This is a genomic window from Macromonas bipunctata (genome assembly GCF_002837135.1).
Classification (GTDB): Bacteria; Pseudomonadota; Gammaproteobacteria; order Burkholderiales; family Burkholderiaceae_C; genus Macromonas_A; species Macromonas_A bipunctata.
Window position 1 is genome coordinate 1 of record NZ_NWBQ01000054.1, and the last position, 18,067, is coordinate 18,067.

Genomic DNA, 18,067 nt, shown 5'->3' on the forward strand with positions numbered 1-18,067 from the left:
GGTCGCCGCCGCCGGACGCTACCCAGCATGGGCCGCCCACGGCATCAATTTCAATCACGTAGTCTGGCATCACCTTCTTCCTTCTTTGTTTAAATATCACCTAACCGTTTCATTGCACGGGACGGCGCACCGCCCGTGAATTCAGGCGTTATATTTCTATTAATCCGGCAATCATCAACCCGAACGTGCTAATCTTTCGACCATGAACAAAATTGATGCCAGAAAGCTGTCGCCTGATGCGCTCAAAGCGTTGCGTGGACAGGCATTGCGCATGCGCGAAACGCTGCAACTGCCGTGGCGCGAGATTGCGCGCGTTATGGGTGTGCATGTGACGACGGTGCTGGCCTGGGCACAACGCTACGCCAGTGAAGGCGAGGCGGGACTGGAGTCCAAGAAACCCGGACGTGCGTACCTCTCGGGCCGTACGCTCAACTTGGGTCAAGAGTGGGTGTTGCGCACCGTGATAACCAGCGAAAGCCCCTCGGTGCGAGGATTGCCCTTTGCGCTGTGGAACCGGCGCGCGGTGGGCCAGTTGGTGCAGCAGCTCTTTGGCATCGACATGCCGATACGCACGGTGGGCGAGTACCTCATGCGCTGGGGCTACACGCCACAGCGCCCGAGTCGGCGTGCGCTGGAGCAAAAGCCGCTGGACGTGCAGAACTGGCTGCAAAACATCTACCCGCTCATTGCACGCAGGGCCAAAGAGGAGTCGGGCATCATTTACTGGGCCGACGAGACCGCTGTGGTGCAAGACGGGCACTGGGTGCGTGGTTACGCCCCAGCGGGCCAGACACCGGAGCTGGTGGCCAGCAGCAAACGCTTTGGCCTGACGATGGTCTCGGCGGTGAGCAACCAAGGGTTGGTGCGCTTTGAGCTTCTGGAAGGTGCGGCCAACACGCAAAGCACACTGGGCTTCATGCAAAAGCTGGTGGCCGACAGTGCGGGGCACAAAGTGTTTCTGATTATGGACAACCTCAGGGCGCACCATGCCAAGGACGTAACGGCCTGGGCGCAAGCGCACGCGGCCCAGATTGAGCTGTTCTACCTGCCGCCCTACACCCCACAGCTCAACCCTGATGAGTATCTCAACCGTGACTTCAAGACCGAGTTGCGCAGCGCCAACCGCTGCACCACGGCCAGCAGCCTGCGTGCACAAGCCGCCGCCTTCATGGAGTTTCTGGCCACAATGCCGGAACGTGTGAAATCCTATTTCAATCATGGGCCGGTTGTTTTTGCAGCTTGCTCGGGTTGATGATTGCCGAATTAATAGATAAGAATTTATGAAATATAATACATTATTGAATCCTTGTGGCTTGTTTCTAACTCCCGCCCCGGTGCGCTACACCCGAGATGAAGCGCAAGCCGAGATGGGCGTGACGTTCGACCAAATCGAGCGCGCTGCACGCTGGTGCGCTGCCGACAACGGTCCGCCCCCCACAACCGCCGTGTTGGGGGCCACGCTGCACGCGAGCTACTTCCAGCGGTTGCTGTACCAGGACGCACACGCTTTTGAGAATGCTTGTGTTGTTTTCCTGCCCGAGGCGTTGGCCCACCACGCACCGGCCCTCGCCCACGCCACTGATGGTGGCACTTTGACAGAGTGGAACATCTCAGAGAGGGTCTGCACCGCGTACTGGTGTCGCCACCTGGCAGATAAGTCGCTGTCGAGCCGTGTGACCGATGCGCCCTTGCCATTGCAATTTTGGGTAGAGCTCAATGCGGAACAGACCGTGTTCCTGCCCCACACCCAGGAAGGCCCAAGTTTGCTGCACACGCTGTTTGTGACCCGCGACGAGGTCTGGGTCGCGGCCCAGTGGCTGCATGTTGGCGACCTCGTGCGTTTCAGCAACGCCATTTGGCGTGCCCGCGACATCAGCGCACACACGTTGCAGCACATTCATGGTTGCCTGCAACAGGACGATACCCCCTAGATGCAGGGCATCTGTACGGTGCAACTGTGCCAGACGGTGGACCGACCTGCGCAGAGGGTCAACGTGATGGGTTGCCGCTTGCACCACGTGTACAGCGTGTAAGGCCCAGTCCTGCCACACCCTGGCGATCTGCGCCGGAGTGAGGTGCACGGCCCTGCCCTATCCACTTCCCCCTGCATACAATGCCATTCAAGGTGTCACCACCATGCCCATCCCACCGCCGCCACGCACCTACACCTGTCCGGCCTGCCGATGTCTGTCCGCGCTGCGGCCACCAGCCGCTGCAAACCCGACGGGCCAGTATGTCCGCACTTCCCGGTGCTTGGCCCAAGCTGGCAGACCAGCTCATGCGGCTGATGCGCTGAAAGCCTCGCCGTGCGTACCGACACCGACATCCAACACGACCTCGACCACAGCGCCGACGAGCTGCGTCGGCTGCGACTGCGCCATATGCAAGTGGCCGCGCTGGCCCTGCTGGTGGCGGCGGGCGTTTTGTTGGCTATCTCACACGCACTGCGCGCACAACACCCGGCTTGGGGCTATGTTGCCGCTTTTGCCGAAGCCGCCATGGTCGGGGCCATCGCGGACTGGTTCGCCGTGGTCGCGCTGTTCAGGCACCCCATGGGCTTGCCGATTTGGCACACCGCCATCATCCCGCAGCGCAAGGACGAGATTGGCCGCAACTTGGGCTCTTTCGTCGAGAACCACTTCATCACCGAGGCCGCCATCACGGGCAAGATACGGCAAGCCAACCCAACAGCACGGATAGGGGCCTGGCTGACGAACTCAACACATGCCGCCACCCTGAGCCGCGCGGCGGCCGTGGTGACCCGGCAACTGGTCGAGACGCTCGACCACGCGCAGTTGCGCGACAGCGTGCGCGCTCTGGCCAGCCAACGGTTGGAAGCATTGGACTTGTCGGGCGCGGCGGGTCAGCTGGTGGACAGCCTCATGCACAGTGGCCAACACCAAGAGCTGCTCTGGGTGCAGCAACCTAAAAAATGCCGACAGCAGCCCAAAACGACACGGTTTGTCCGGTGGATTGGGTATGCTGTGAAACCAGAATTCCAGCTGGCTGCATATCCACCAAAACACGGTATGCGAAATACCACAAAAATGACAAACAAAAAATCACTTCAGGAGACCATCGCCTTCCGGCTGGCTGAGCTGCTGCGCAGGCTCAACGAAGGTGCCGCGCTCGATCCTCAAGCCATTGCGCAAGAGTTCGACGTGAACCTGCGCACCGTACAGCGCGACTTCAACGAACGGCTGGCGTTTCTGGAGCTGGAAAAGCACAACGGTTGCTACAAGGTGGCGGGGGCACGGCTGGGCCTGCTGACGTGCCAAGACGTGGAACGCTTTGCGATGGTGGCAGGCTTGCAGGGCCTGCACCCCCGGCTGGGCACCGAGCTGCTGAAAGACTTGCTGGACAGCAAGTTAGAAAGCCTGCACATCCGGGGTCATAACTACGAAGACCTCAGTGGCAGGGAGGAAGCTTTCCAGCAGCTGAAAACCGCCATCGAGCAGCGCCATCCGGTCGGCTTTCGCTACCGCAAGGCCGAAGGCGACAAACTGGTAGCCACGGTGCAACCGTACAAGCTGGTGAACCACAAGGGTATCTGGTACCTGGTGGCCAGCGATGCGGGCACCCTTAAGTCCTACACCTTCACCAAAATCAGCGCGCTGCTGGTAGCCAGCGACCAGCGGTTCCAACCCGACGCACAACTGCTGGAACAACTGGCGCACGAAGACACCATCTGGCTCAACACCCGAAAGACCGAGGTGGTGCTCAAGGTCAATGCCGACGTGGCGGGCTACTTTCAGCGCCGCAAACTGCTGGACGGGCAGAAGATCGACAAAACACTGGCCGACGGTGGGCTGCTGGTGTCGTGCCTGATGGCCCATCCCAACCAGATTCTGCCCATTGTGCGCTACTGGCTGCCACACGTACGCATCATCAGCCCAGAGGCGTTACAGGGGGATCTGGAACGCCAGCTCAAAGATTACCTTGGTGTGGATGCCAAAAGGTCGTAACAGCCAGCTCCCTTTCACAACAACACTTTACGGATCAATTCATGTTTAAAAAACTTGGCGTTTGCCTGTCTGGCGGTGGCGGCAAAGGTGCTTACCAGATTGGGGTGTGGCAAGCACTGCGCGACTCTGGCCTCGACAAACAACTTAGCGCCATCGCCGGTAGCTCGGTGGGCGGGCTGAATGGGGCCATGTGGGCACAGAACCGTTACGAACAAGCGCGGGACATGTGGCTCAACATCGAAAGCCGCAATATGCTCAGCGTACAAGACGTGCCGCAACTGGCATCGCGCATCGCCACTTTGACAGGTCAGGGTGTCATCTCACCGCTCCTGTTGAAATTCATCAGCACCAAAGGCCTGTTCAAGCAAGACGGGCTAAAAAGCATGATCGCGGACGGGCTTGATGCGTCGGGGCTGGTGGCCTCGCCGCTGACGCTTACTGTGGCGCTGCACAACATGGATGCCAACCGTGTGGAATACCGCCGGGTGGACGATGAAGGCAGTGCCGCCAAAATGCTGCTGGGCACAGCGGCATTGCCTTTCATTTTTGATGACATCAAGATTGGTGGTACCACTTACAGCGACGGGGGTTTCTTCTGGGGTCTGCCACACAAAAATACCGACAACACCCCCATCAAGCCGCTGATTGAGGCCGGTTGCGACACCGTTGTCGTCGTGTACCTGTCGCCTGAAGACCTCAGTATTGACCCACGCCAGTACCCCGGGGTCAGGATCATCCCTATCGTGCCCACATACAGCCTGGGGGGTTTGAGTGCAACCCTGGATTTTTCCAACGAAGGGGCCGCACGGCGCATGGAACAGGGCTACAACGATGCACTGCACCTGTTGCGCCACCTGGAGCTGTTTCTCAGCAACGAACAGCAGTATGAAGCCTTGTGGGAGCGCGTCAAGATGGATGCCGCGCAAGCGGCGGCCAAGCTCAACCAGCAGTTCATGGCCACCGATGCGCAGCACCAGGACACCATCGCTGACATTCACCACTTTGACCGGCAAGTGCAGCAGGACAATTTCAGCCAGACGATTGAAATCAACGAGGCAGACGATGCGCCGCAAGCCTTGGACCAGCTTGCGCTTGAGAACGCAGCCCTGCTGGCCCACATTGAACGCAAAAATATCGAGACAGATGTAGACAACTTCATCACGCAAAACCGCAACAACCGTCAAAAAGTTGAAACCGCTGTGATGGACGCGCTGGCAGCACTGGCACCCGTGACGGGCCGGGCGACGCACCTGCGTGACCAAGGCGTGCTGTCGCGCGTGTGGGGTGCCATTACCGGAAGCAACCAGCAAATCGCCGCCAGCAACGACCATGCCTTGGCACAAGCCCAATTTGCCGCTTTACGACTGATAGCGGGCGTGCAGGAAAAAGGGGCTATCACGCTCGAATTTACCTGCATGTTGCAAAACCGCCTGAACCAGGCCTTTGCCGAAGTGAACCGCTTGGGCGAACGGCACAACCGGGATTTGCGCCGCGTGTACCGCTCGTTGGCAGGGGTGTACTGCAAGCTGCGCGACCGCATGGTGCAACACGAAAACCGCTTGCAGGCGCTTGAGCGCCAAGGTCGGCTCCACCACTGGCTGCTGCACCCCAATCGGCCACGCTTTCATGGCAAGACCTTGAGCGAGTTGTCGCCAGAGCTGCGTCTGGCCTGCATCGCCAACGACTTTTACCACCTCACAGAAGGCAACTGGTCGGTTCAAGAACTGGTCAGCCTCAAAGAAATGTGCATCAACACCGGGCTGCACGACGACAAGCCTGTACAAGTGGCCCAGTTTTGCCAGCAACTGGCCCGCACCCCAGACTGCACACAGGCCCTAAGCGACAACTTGGTCATCCTGCCCGATACCGCTGCACCATTGGTTCAACCCGCACGCTGGCTGCGCGACCTGCGCGAATACAACAGCACCGCACAATTGCCACCCGAACAGATCCTGGCCCTGTGGGGCTACACCACGCACAGCACATTGCCAGCTTGGGACTTTCTTGCCGAACTGTTGTACCACATGAAAACCGCAGGCTTTTCGGTGGTGCACAGCAGCGACATCGGTCGCTACAAGGACGAATGGATTGGCCAACTCAAGGCGCTGGACGACCTGATTCAGGAAAAAATCCTGCCCACCGCATTTAAGGCCAACATAGAAGATGTCAGCCAAGTCATCCGGGACTTTCGTATCAAAGTCCCGCTCATCGGCAAATTCAGCGTGGGCAAATCCACCCTGCTCAATTGTTGGCTGGGCGAGGACATTCAACAGCAGGATTTGGCAGCGTGTACCAGTCTGGCCACCGAATTCCACTACGCACCCAGATCGGAACACGAAAAACTGATCGTTCACTGGATTGAAAACGAGCACAAAGGCACTCTGCGCAGACAGGAACTCCCGCTATCGAGCTACTCCACCTTGCTGAATGACATAAACAATAAGACCGTCACACCCCTCCCGCTCTATGTAGAACTGCACCTCAACCGCAGCGCACTGGCACGCCATCCCGACCTGATTTTGGTGGACATGCCCGGCTTTGGCTCGGGCAATGGCGACCACGAACGTGCGCTGCAACAGTACATAGGTGAAGGTGTGGCCTGCATACTGTGCGTGACACGCACCAGCCAGATCGGTATTGACGAACAAGGCTTTATTGAGCGCCAACGCTCGTTCGGGCAAGATTTTTCGTTGCTGGTGTGTCAGGAAGGCCTCAACACCCCCAGCCAGCGCGAGGCGCTGCGCCAGCGTCTGGCCGAACAAGTGGGGCTCGAATCAGGCCAACTGGTGCGCGGCTGCTCGGCCCGCGAGGGCGACTTGGGCGGTTTTGACGACCTGCTGGCACGACTGGAAACGCAAAAGGCCACGCTGTTTCACGCCAACCTGGCCAAACCGGTATACGGCTTGCTCGACAAAGCCAAAACCGAGCTGACCAAGCGGCTAAGGCAAGACACCACCGCAGATGACTTGCGAGACAAACGCAACCAACTCGACAAGGCCACCCAACAACTGGCACAGGACTACGAGCAGGAACACACCAGCCTGCTGCAAGACTGCCGTGGCCGCATTACCCGCGAAGTGATCAGCACCGCCAAAAATTACCTCTACAGCCAACACGACCGCTACAGCCAAATGCTGCTGGCCGGGCAACACGTGGGGGCCGAACTGGTGGCCAACGCGCGCAACGCCTGTCAGCTGGCCATTGAAAACAGCTTGACCCCACGCTTTAAGGAGGCCAGCGAACGCCTGGGCTACCACGTCGATCAGGCATACCACACTGGCGATGCGGTGTACGAAAGTAGCCACGCGGCCAGCCTAGAGCAGGACACCGGATTGGGCGGAGCGGCAGCGGGTGCCGCAGCTGGGGCGGCCATAGGCACCATATTGCCGGTGGTGGGCACCGTGATTGGTGGTTTGCTCGGTGGCGTGATTGGATTCTTCAGCTCACGCAACAGCAAAAAGAGCGAGGCCGAAAGCCAAGCCAACGATGCAATTGAACACATGATCCGCCAGTTGGAAGCCAAGCTGCCTGCATTGCTGGAACAACAGGCCGACCTTTTTCTGAAAAATATGAACAGCAAAATGAACAGCAAACTGGAGGCCATGAAACAAGACCTAAACACCATCGACGCACAGCTCCAGGCCAACGAACAGCAACGCACCCACATCCAGCAACAAGTAACGCAGGCACTGCAACAGGTGAAAACCATGCTTGAGTGCCAGACTGAGCCTGAGCTGGCGGCTTAAACCCTTCTTTTGTCTTCACCTACGCTGTAGCGTTTTTTATGTCCATCCTCAACAAGCTCAAAAACATCAACACGCGCCAGTCCACGCGGCTGTACACCAAGCACCCGCTGGCGGCAGAAAGTCTGGAGTTCCGCCTGCAATACTTGGCAGCGGTGGCGTTGACCACCGCCTTGGAGCGCGAGCCCAATGCCCACGAACGAGCCGCCTTCAACGGCCTGTCAGACAGTCTGGCCATCGACCCCAACGATGGCGACGAACAACTGAACGAACGCAGCCATCTGTCGGAAGAGGACATTGAGACGCTGCTGGCCAGCATCCGAAAAAAAGATGTCAGCTACCTGTACTTGCTGGACACGGCGTGGGTACATGCCGCCGACGGTACTGTGGATGCCGATGAGGCGGCCTTGACCACCGAATTGCTGGGGGTTTTGGGCATCAAGCCGCAAGTGGTACAAGACCTGCACGCGCTTGCCGAGGCGGTACACCGCAAGGTCTTGAGTCAGAAATTGGAAGTGCTGGCACGGGCGTGGCAATACCAGCACTTGCACACACAGATCAAAGCGATTGCCAACCTCTTTTTCCCCTTCGAGCGGGTGGTAGACGGCCAGTGGATTGACCACGGCAACAAGACGGCCACCTCCATCATCAACCGAATAACGTGGATGACGGGGGCACCGGAATTTCTTTGCTCCAAGGATATGAAATTTGTTTTTGGAATCAAAATGTCGGGGCAATATGAATTGGAGTCAGTTGATTTAAAAATGAAAAAACTTGGCATAGATGGAAAAGAATGGAGGATTCCAAGTCAAATCGAATTAATAGAAATAAAAAATTTTCCATCATCATTATTTGATGAAGATATTCCCTATGAAGATGTGGTTGCAGAAAATGTTCTAAATAAACACCTTGAAAGCCAATCAAAACAGCCATCGGTATATTTAATTTTTTGCAAGCAATTCAATTTTTAAAGCTATCAAATATTTATTTGAACACAACTCAATTTTAACTGTTATGTCCATTTTCAAGAAACTCAGCAACTTGGCCGCCAACAAGGCCGAATCCTCCATCGCCAAACACCCACTGGCCAGTGCCGCCCTCGAATTCCGGCTGCAATACCTCAGCGGCGTGGCACTGGGCACAGCGGCAGACCGCAAGGTCACAGAAGCCGAGCGCCAAGCCATGATTCGCCTGGCCAACAGCTTGAGCCTAGATACGTCGGAAGCCGACGAACAACTCAACGAGCGCAGTCACGTCACCGAAGACGGCATTGCGGTCATCTTTGACAGCATTCAGCAAAAACAGGCCACTTGGCTGTACATGCTCGACTTGCTGCGTATGCACGCAGCAGACCAAACGGTGGACACGGACGAAACCAGCGTGGCCAACCAGCTGGCCAATATGCTGGGGGTGGATACCAGCAAACTGCCCGCACTGGTCACGTTTGTCGGTGCCTTGGTCAAGCAAGATCGGGCCCCGATTCAAAAAGCCTTGCTCAACCTCAGAATCAACGACCCAGTTCTGACAAATTACATTGCTCTGCTCGTACAACCCATTTTTTCGTACGCAGGCATCATCAGTGGGCGCTACATCGACCACGGCAACGGCACCCTGACCGATACCACCACCAACCTGATGTGGCTGCGCTTTTGCGTAGGTCAACGCTGGGAGGCGGGCAAGGTGGCAGGCAACCCATCGGTTTTTTCCGAAATTGACGATGGCGAACAGGCTGCTGTCAATTTCAACACCGCAGGCTTTGCCCAGAAAAGCGACTGGCGTATTCCCACCATTGAAGAGATCAAGAGCCTGACTACACCCAAAACCAGTTATCCAGTGATTGATGAGCAAGCATTTGTTTCCACTCCGGCATATTGGTATTTCAGCTCATCTTTCACAAAAACCTACAATGGCAGGTCACATCAAATGACTGGTTTTCACAACTCCATTCGCTCCGATGATTTTGTTCTGCGCCTGTGTCGCAACGCTTGACCTTCCAATTGGTGTCAGACGCTGACCAAAACCACAATTTCTTGTAGAAACAGAGCTGCACATGTCCTTGGATTTCAACTTTTCGCTCGAAGAACTTGAAGCTGCCGAATCGGCAACGGCCAACCCGTACTTGTCCGATGCGGCCCGGGGCTTGCAGCTCGTAACGCGGTTGATGGCACAACCCGGCAGCCACAGCACCACACAGCAGCGCCAACAACTGCAACACCTGCATGAGCTGGTGCATCGGCGGTTTGTGGCGCTGGCTGCCCGCGACGATTACCCAGCCGAAGCCCAGAGCTACCAGGAGCTGATCGCACTGGAACAGTCGCTGGAAGATCTGGCCGCTTTTCCGGACTTGGCCAACAAGACCGTAGTGGGTGTAGGCGGTGGCTTCAGCGCGGGCAAGTCGCGTTTCCTCAACACGTTGCTGGGTGTGGATCTGCTGCCCGAATCACTGGAACCCACCACCGCTATTCCCAGCTACCTTACACACGGCACACAAGCCGAGGTGATTGCCCTCAACACCTTTGCCCAGCAAGTGGCGCTGGATACCGCTGCCTTGCAAGCGATTACCCACGCTTTTCACCAACATTACCAAAAAACGCTGGGCGTTGAGGTAGGGTTTGCACACCTCATCCGCCTGTTGATGGTGCAAAGACCCGAACTGCAATGGCGCAACCTGGCGTTTCTGGACACCCCTGGCTACAGCAAGGCCGACCACGAGGGCAGTGGCGCCAGCGATGCGCAAATTGCCATGCGCCAGCTGCGCGAGGCCGACCATGTGTTGTGGTTACTTAACGCCAAAAACGGCTCCATCCGGCAGGATGATCTGAACTTTTTGCGTGAACTCAATCCACACAAGCCCGTGTTTTTTGTGGTGACACAAGCTGACTTGGTAGGCGTATCGCGCATTGATGCTATCTTGCAAAGCACCCGCACCAGCATTGCTCAAGCTGGCCTGACCTGTGCGGGCGTGATGGCCTGGAGCGCACCTTTGGGCGAGCTACACGGTCAGCAAATGGGGGGTGATGACGTGCGCCAGTGGCTCGACACGCTGGACAGTGCTCGCAAACGTACCCAAAAGCGCCTGATCTGTGCACGCACACTGGACGCACACCTTGCCCACAACAACAACCTATTGGCTACCAACCGCACGTTGCTGGCCGCCCTCAACGAAGTCTGGACACTGGCACACGACGGCTTGGCCGACAACCGCCGCGCTGCTATCCAGCAACAAATTGAACGGTTGCGCAACGACCAGCTGCGCTTGGGTGGTCTGGTGCAGGAGTTGGATGCGCTAAAACAGGACATGCTGGCGGTGGTCACACATCTGGTAGGCAGTTTGGCCGAGGACGAAGACATGCGCCATGGGCAAGAAATGCTGCACACCATGCGCGCCGATGCGCTGCAAGGCTCGATGAATGTGGGCGAGCCGTTGGAGCTGTGTGTTGAGGCGGTGAAGTCGGAAATCAAGAAAGTCATTGTCACGCTGGGCAACAACTGCGGCAGCACCGCCTTGGGCTTCAGTGCCTTGCGCAACAATCTCAAAATCGATCCGCTGTTGCTGGTCAAAGGCAGCCGTTTGCTGGCTGAAATTCGTGCCAAAGACCCCAAGAACATCACACTGGCCATATCCAGCCCACACGCTGCGGCGTAACATCCCTGCTCCCAACCTGGTATTCACATGTCATTGGACTTTTCGTTTTCTGTAGATGAGCTGGAGGCTGCCGCTGTTTCCACCGCCAACCCCTACCTCAGCCAGCCTGAGCGGGGCTTGCAACTGGTGGCACGTCTGGTGGGACAGCCGCTGGCCGATGCTGTGCCTAACGCGCAGCGCCATCTGTTGGCCCAACTGCACGACCTCGTCCACACCCGTTTTCTGGCGCTCACGGCCAAGGGCAGCTACCCCGGCGAGGCCCACGCGTTGCACGGTTTGCTGACGCTGGAGCAGTCCTTGCAAAACCTGACCGCTTTCCCGGATCTGGCCCGCAAAACCATTGTGGGTGTAGGCGGTGGCTTCAGCGCAGGCAAGTCGCGCTTCCTCAACACCCTGCTGGGCATTGCCCTGCTGCCCGAATCGCTGGAGCCCACCACCGCCATCCCTACCTTTGTGACCGCCGGCGAGAGCAACAGCATTGTGGCGCTCAACCACTTCAACCACCGCGTAGAGCTGGACGGCGATGCGCTGCAAGCCATCACCCACGCCTTCAACGAACATTACCGCTCCAGCCTGGGCGAGAGCTTTGGCTTTGCGCACATCCTCAAGCTGCTGATGCTGCATAACACCAGTCTGCCGTGGCAAAACCTGGCTTTTCTGGACACGCCAGGTTACAGCAAGGCCGACACCAGCAACAACGAACAGGCCGATGCCAGCATCGCCCTGCGTCAGCTCAACGAGGCCGACCACGTGCTGTGGTTGCTCAACGCCAAAAACGGCTCGATCCGGCAGGACGATCTGGATTTTTTGCGCAAGCTCAACCACCCGAAACCCATCTTTTTCGTCATCACGCAAGCCGATTTGGTGGGTGCGTCCAGAATCCAGTCCATCCTTGCCAGTACACAGCAGGCAATTACCGCCTCGGGCGTGCAGTCTGCCGGGTTAATGGCCTGGGCTGCTCCTATAGGCAGCGCAACAGGCGAGCACATGGGCGGCGACGACGTGCTGGCGTGGCTGCAACGCCACGAAAGTACAGTGCAGCAAAGCAACTACGGCAACCAGTGCGCCCAGATCCTGAACGGTTACATACAGCACCACCACCACAACGCCGAGGCCAGCCGCAGCAAGCTGGCGTTTTTCAACAAACTGGTGCTCGAACAACACCAGTTTTTGGCCACCGAGCAGTCGATGCTCAAGACGCTGCTGGAAGAGCAGCGCAGCAGCCAGCAGTTGTTCAAGGAACAGAAAGCACAATTCACCATCTTGAAAGACGAGATGGTGGAAATCATGCATGACCTTGCTTCGAACTTCAGTGTTGAAGCCATGTCTGGCAACGAATTATTTACCAAAGGCAAGGCGCTGTGCGACCAAGGCGATTACCTAAAAGGGATTGAGTTTTTAGAGCAGGCTGCGGAACAAGGTCATGCCAAAGCCCAATTCAATTTGGGTGTTTGCTATGACTTAGGCACAGGTGTGCCAGAGAATGCAACGACTGCTGTCACCTGGTACCGCACGGCCGCCGAACAAGGCCATGCCGAGGCCCAATTTAATCTGGGTTTTTGTTATGACTTAGGCACAGGCGTGCCAGAAAACGCAACGACTGCTGTCACCTGGTACCGCAAGGCCGCCGAGCAAGGCCATGCCGAGGCCCAATTCAATCTGGGTTTTTGCTATGACTTAGGCACAGGTGTGCCAAAGAATGCAACGATAGCTGTCACCTGGTACCGTAAGGCCGCCGAGCAAGGCCATGCCGAAGCCCAATTCAATTTGGGTGTTTGCTATGACTTCGGCACGGGTGTACCAAAAGACAAAACGGCGGCCGTCACTTGGTACCGTAAGGCCGCCGAGCAAAACCATGCGGAAGCTTTATGCCGATTGGGTCAATATTAAATTAGCAGTTGTGAACTTTTTTTATGAAGTAAGTCGGCTCGCACACCTAATTTATAGAATTAATTTCAGTCACAGCACAGCAAAAAAACTACATTCAATCTTAAATAAAATTTTTAAAAGCAAATTTCATGAGAAACATCATCCAATCCTTGTTACCTCACGCCAGCGTACTAGACTCAGAACAACTGGACAAGCTCCAAACCCTGATAAAGGGCATGCAAAGCAACCTCGAGTCCATCCGGGCCGAAGGGCGCGACTTGCGCATTGCCGTGGTCGGCCAGATGAAGGCGGGCAAATCGTCCTTTCTCAACGCCGCATTCTTTGGGCGCGACTTGCTGCCCAAGGCCGATACCCCCATGACGGCCGCCCTGACCAAGATCGTCTATGCCCCCCAAGCCCGTGCTGAAGTGGAGTTTTACAGCACTGAGGACTGGGACGACATCGAGTGCCGTGCCGCGGAATACCCCGCCGCCTACGCCGATGCCGAACGCAGGCTGATGGAAGAAATGCAGCCCGCCAAAGCCAGCCCGTTTGCCAAACCCGGGGGGCACAGCGTGGTCAAACCCAACCCCACGCAAATCCGCCAACGCATTCCAGAGGCCATTAAGTCCTCGTTGGAGCTGGTGGACAAGGCGCGCGAACAACAGCTCAATGTGCGCGACTACTTAGGTAAAAAGGAAGTCATCAGCAACATTGAGGGTGCAGCACATCTGGCTGATGCACTGCAAGACTACGTGGGCAGCAACGGCAAGTTCACCGCCATCACCAAGATGAGCGTGCTGTACGTGGACGACCCGCGCTTGCAAGGGCTGGAAATCATCGACACCCCTGGCTTCAACGACCCTGTGGTATCGCGCGGGCAAATCACGCGGAGATTTTTGGGCCAATGCGACGTCATTTTTCTGCTGTCGTCCGTCAGCCAGTTCCTCACGTCCTCCGACATGTCGGTGCTGCGCGAACAGCTGCCTGAAGCGGGCATTGACGACAAGGCCATTTTCCTGATTGGCTCACAACGCGACATTGCCTTGCGGCAAGACCACGGCATTGCTACCACCGCCAACACAATGGCCGCCAAAGCGCCAGCCGAAAAGCGCAATGCGGCCCGCGCTGTGGCCATGATGCAGTTGCTCGACCGCAAACTCAACGAAATGGCCAGCACGACGCTGGATCGCCATATTCACCAACCTGACCAGGACGAAAAAACCCGTCGCATCCTCAGTGCCGTACGTGCCACGCCGCCACGCTCTGTTTCCAGCTGGGCATGGTTGATTGCCGACCACTGCAACGCGCTGTCCGACGACGACAGTTACCAGCTCGACGAGCTGCGGCGCATCACCGGCTACCCGTTTGACGCCGAAAGCTTGCGGCAGCTTTCCAACATACCCACCGTGCGCGACGATTTGCTCAAGCAACGTGAACGCAAGAACGAACTGCTGGCAAGCAAAGAAGCCCTGCTGTTGAGCGGCCTGCGGGAGGGCGCGCGCAAACACTTGAACAATCTGGTGCAGGCTTTGGACGAGGAGAGCCGACGCATTCAGACCGGCAAACTTTCGGAACTGGAAAAAACCGAAAACGCGTTGACGCGCATGGAAACAGGCCGCGCCAAGCTGGAGGATGTGTTTGACGAGCAGTTCGTGCAGATACGCCAGAAGTTTGCACAACTGACCAGCGAAGTACGCACCCAAGCCAAGCGCTACAAGGTGACCGAACAGAAGGAAACCAAGACCGAGTCTTACGAAGTCTCAACCTCGCGTTGGTACAAGCCTTGGACGTGGGGTGATACCGAAACCCGCTACCGCCAAGTTGTTACCGTTTACGCCAGCGCGCAAGATGCCATAGAACAAGTGGAAAGCTTTGCAGACGAAAACCTGAGAGGGCTGCAACAGGCCATCGTGGAGTGCGTGGATCTGGACGGGTTGCGCAAAAAGATTAGTGCAGCTGCCATGAGCCTATTTGATACCGGTGATGCCAATTTTGATGCCGATCTGGCTCTAACAGAAATCAACAAAAGCTTGCGACGCTTGACCATACCGGACACATCGTTTGGCACGAAGAACTACAGCCAAATGATTTCCAAGTCCTTCGGCAGTGGTCGCGTGTCACAAGACAAGATTGGCGGACTGGCAGAAGCGCAACGTGAAGCGATTGCAACGATCAGCGCCGACCTGGAAGCCGAGGTAAACCAGAAAATTCAGCAGATTGGCAAAAGCTTGGAAGAAACCAGCAAGTCCTTTGTAACCAAACTTACCCAGGACATCCAGCAAGGCCTAACCAAATTGCGCGAAAAAATCCGGAACCGCGAAGACTCCATACGTCAGATAGATGCGGCACGCACCGCGGTACAGCAAACGCTGACAGATGTCTGACTGATGTTGCCTCGGAGAAGTGGAGATCTTGGGGGCAACATCAAGACAACCGTCAGAACCCGTCGATTTTTTGCTCAGATTTTGGCCTATTTACGTTTTGGGAAGGCACAGCAAGTACGGGCGCGACCCTAACTGGGTTCACCTGCGCGCTACGCGCTTCAGCAGAAGGTGGAGAAGCTGGCGCACTGTTCTTCTTTTCAAGCAATTGAGCTTGGCGGGTTAAGTTCTGCTCGCGTCGATCTAGACGCTTCTCTTTGGCCTGCAACTCTTTTTCAATGAGCTCCTGCTTTTTTACAAGCTCTTCTTCCTTTAATTTTAATTCCTGCTCTTTCTCCTTAAGCCTCAGATCCTGCTCTTTCTTCAAGAGATCAAGTTCCTTCTGGCGCAATTCAGCCTCGATAGACTTCACATCCTGTAATTGGCGCTGCGCTTCATTTTTCATTTCTTTCGCTGCCTGATCAACTATCCGGACAACGAACTTCCTATCATCACCAACGCAAGGTGCTACGGTCTTGATTCCTCTGAAAATCATCTTGCCGCCAACTGTGATGGTGTACTGTCCGCCCCCTTGGTAGAGGTGAGTTCTCATAATCTGGCCGAACTTCACTTCATCATTGACAACCCTGATCAATTCTTTTGACCCATCTCCATAGGAAATTTCGAGCCCGCAATTATAGGATTCCACATCTCCTGCAAAACCAACAAAAATTGAAACCGGACTATTTACGGACGCAACATCAATTTCTGATTTGGCAAAATCAATTTTTTGCGCATACGACTGCATGGAAAAAAATCCTAAAGCAACCAACAAATATTTGTTAACCATTTTTTAATTCTTGAATTTTGGTACAGATTCGACTACAGGGAGAAGTTTTTTGACAACATCAATGAACTTATCATTACCCAGAGAAGATTCCATATTTTGTAAATTCTCAATAGCCCTAGATTTATCCTTGGCAAAATGTACCGCCAGCAGTAGTGACGCATCAGCTGCCACGGACTTTTCAATTAATGCAAATGACTGCGAAAGATAGAGCCATGTTGCACCGCGCGATGGGTCGACAAGGAGAGAGTCGAACAGGTGCTCGATTGCCAACTCAGCTTTTCCTGACCTAAGCTTGGCTAGGCCCAAACCATTCAGCACTTCAAAGTCCATTTTCTTCTCCGCAAGAGCTGCTCCTAATGCCTCGATAGCCTTAGGGTAATTTTCTTGTGCAAGGTAGGATAAACCACTCTTTTTAAGAGACTCGAAGTTCGGACTTCCAGGTTGATTCGACTGTGCAGGTGTTACGCTCCTAATTTTTTCGTCAATCGAAGACCATTTTCCAGCAGTTGCCAGTCTCATAATCTCGTTGAAAAACTCCTTGGAGAGTGCTACACCTTGATTTCCGCCTGTAGCAGAAGACCTGGGTGCAGTTACGAAACGATCCTCGATCGCAAAGCGAACTTCGACGCGCCGATTCTTGTCGTCTTGGGGACTGATTCCGGTAAGAGGTTGCGAGTCGCCATAGCCTGCGACGATGATGCGCTTAGCCGTATCGGCATCCAATGTACCAACCAACAAACGCCTAGCCTCACGAGCACGCGCTGCCGACAAAGTATAGTTGTCATCATAAACAGTGCAAAAGCGCGAAATGTCCGTCACTGGATTTTTTACTGGCAAATTATCGGTATGCCCCTCGACGTAAATCGCACCGCCATTGGTTTCGATCAAAAACTCGGCAATTTTCTGCTCGGCTTTCGCGAAAGCCAACTTAGCTTCGCTTGTGATGCAGGCACTGCCGCGACCAAAGACATTGTCCTTGAGCGTGATTTTCCCCGAAGAAAGATCAAAATTGGCAATGTTTTCGGCACCTTGACTTTTGAAAGAATCTCTGATGTTGTTAATCAGGAGACTCAAGCTCTGCTTGCTGGCAGCCTTACTCTTCTCGACCTCAGACTTAAGTTTCATTTCCGACACAGTCTTTTGGAGCACGGCCACAACCAGCAGCAGCATGACTACTGCCATGACCCCCGCCATCAGGTCAGAGATCGACACCCATTCACTAGGTTTATCCTTCATGTTTTTGATCGATCAACTGCTGACTTGAACTAATGACGTTGTCGGTCTCTTTGGTCATGCCCTGGATGGCTTCTGTGACACTAGTAAAGTGCTTATCCAGCAACACCATGCGCTGCTCGCTTTCCGAGATAAGTTTCTTTATCGCAATCATCATCTCCTCGACAGCGTCCGTGATACTGGCGTAGCGCTTATCCAGTGACACCATACGCTGACCACTCTCGGAGACTGCCTTCAGACCTGAAGTGATGCGCTCACGTAGATCTTCGACCAAATTCGTCATTGCCGTCACTTGTGTGTTCAGGGTATCGCTGGTTACAACGAATTCGGCATTGGCTTTTGTTTGGATATCAACCGACTTATTGATCGATATTTCCACATTGCCCATCGTCGAAGCA

Annotated in this window: 12 protein-coding genes; 9 read left to right on the plus strand and 3 right to left on the minus strand. The window is 55.6% G+C overall.

Going from position 1 to position 18,067, the window contains the following annotated elements; all coding sequences use genetic code 11:
* The first annotated feature begins 202 nt into the window (after positions 1–202).
* The 9 genes from CON76_RS08370 (at position 203) to CON76_RS08410 (ending at position 15,610) form a co-directional block, all read left to right on the plus strand.
* On the plus strand, positions 203–1,252 hold the full coding sequence (locus tag CON76_RS08370; RefSeq protein WP_101102908.1) for an IS630 family transposase: 1,050 nt from the start codon (positions 203–205) through the stop codon (positions 1,250–1,252).
* A 61-nt stretch (positions 1,253–1,313) separates the two neighbouring features.
* Positions 1,314–1,931, plus strand: a complete 618-nt coding sequence (locus CON76_RS08375; RefSeq protein ID WP_145995390.1) for a hypothetical protein — start codon at positions 1,314–1,316, stop codon at positions 1,929–1,931.
* 375 nt (positions 1,932–2,306) lie between these two features.
* The gene (locus CON76_RS08380; protein WP_101102910.1) at positions 2,307–3,965 is read left to right on the plus strand and encodes a DUF445 family protein; all 1,659 of its coding nucleotides are present in this window, start codon (positions 2,307–2,309) and stop codon (positions 3,963–3,965) included.
* Between the two features lie 41 nt (positions 3,966–4,006).
* Entirely contained in the window at positions 4,007–7,711 is a 3,705-nt protein-coding gene (locus tag CON76_RS08385) for a patatin-like phospholipase family protein (protein ID WP_101102911.1), read from the plus strand.
* A gap of 38 nt (positions 7,712–7,749) precedes the next feature.
* Positions 7,750–8,679, plus strand: a complete 930-nt coding sequence (locus CON76_RS08390) for a hypothetical protein (protein ID WP_101102912.1) — start codon at positions 7,750–7,752, stop codon at positions 8,677–8,679.
* Between the two features lie 70 nt (positions 8,680–8,749).
* Positions 8,750–9,697 (plus strand): Lcl domain-containing protein, encoded by a 948-nt coding sequence (locus CON76_RS08395; protein ID WP_169929019.1) that lies wholly within the window; start codon positions 8,750–8,752, stop codon positions 9,695–9,697.
* Positions 9,698–9,758: 61 nt separating this feature from the next.
* Positions 9,759–11,354: a dynamin family protein gene (locus CON76_RS08400; RefSeq protein ID WP_101102914.1), complete on the plus strand. Its 1,596-nt coding sequence runs from the start codon at positions 9,759–9,761 to the stop codon at positions 11,352–11,354.
* 27 nt (positions 11,355–11,381) lie between these two features.
* Positions 11,382–13,244 carry a dynamin family protein gene (locus tag CON76_RS08405; RefSeq protein ID WP_101102915.1) on the plus strand — a complete coding sequence of 621 codons (1,863 nt, stop codon included), beginning with the start codon at positions 11,382–11,384 and terminating at the stop codon, positions 13,242–13,244.
* A gap of 215 nt (positions 13,245–13,459) precedes the next feature.
* Positions 13,460–15,610 (plus strand): dynamin family protein, encoded by a 2,151-nt coding sequence (locus CON76_RS08410; RefSeq protein ID WP_205758212.1) that lies wholly within the window; start codon positions 13,460–13,462, stop codon positions 15,608–15,610.
* A gap of 52 nt (positions 15,611–15,662) precedes the next feature.
* Here CON76_RS08410 and CON76_RS08415 read toward each other — a convergent pair whose 3' ends face one another.
* Genes CON76_RS08415 through CON76_RS08425 form a run of 3 tightly spaced genes read right to left on the minus strand, consistent with a single transcriptional unit; the run spans position 15,663 to position 17,952 of the window.
* Entirely contained in the window at positions 15,663–16,436 is a 774-nt protein-coding gene (locus CON76_RS08415) for a hypothetical protein (protein ID WP_145995391.1), read from the minus strand.
* Between the two features lie 3 nt (positions 16,437–16,439).
* Complete coding sequence (locus CON76_RS08420) at positions 16,440–17,672, minus strand: OmpA family protein (RefSeq protein WP_101102918.1); 1,233 nt, start codon at positions 17,670–17,672, stop codon at positions 16,440–16,442.
* The gene (locus tag CON76_RS08425) at positions 17,662–17,952 is read right to left on the minus strand and encodes a hypothetical protein (RefSeq protein ID WP_101102919.1); all 291 of its coding nucleotides are present in this window, start codon (positions 17,950–17,952) and stop codon (positions 17,662–17,664) included. Before CON76_RS08425 ends, CON76_RS08420 begins: the two co-directional genes overlap by 11 nt.
* Between the last annotated feature and the right edge of the window lie 115 nt (positions 17,953–18,067).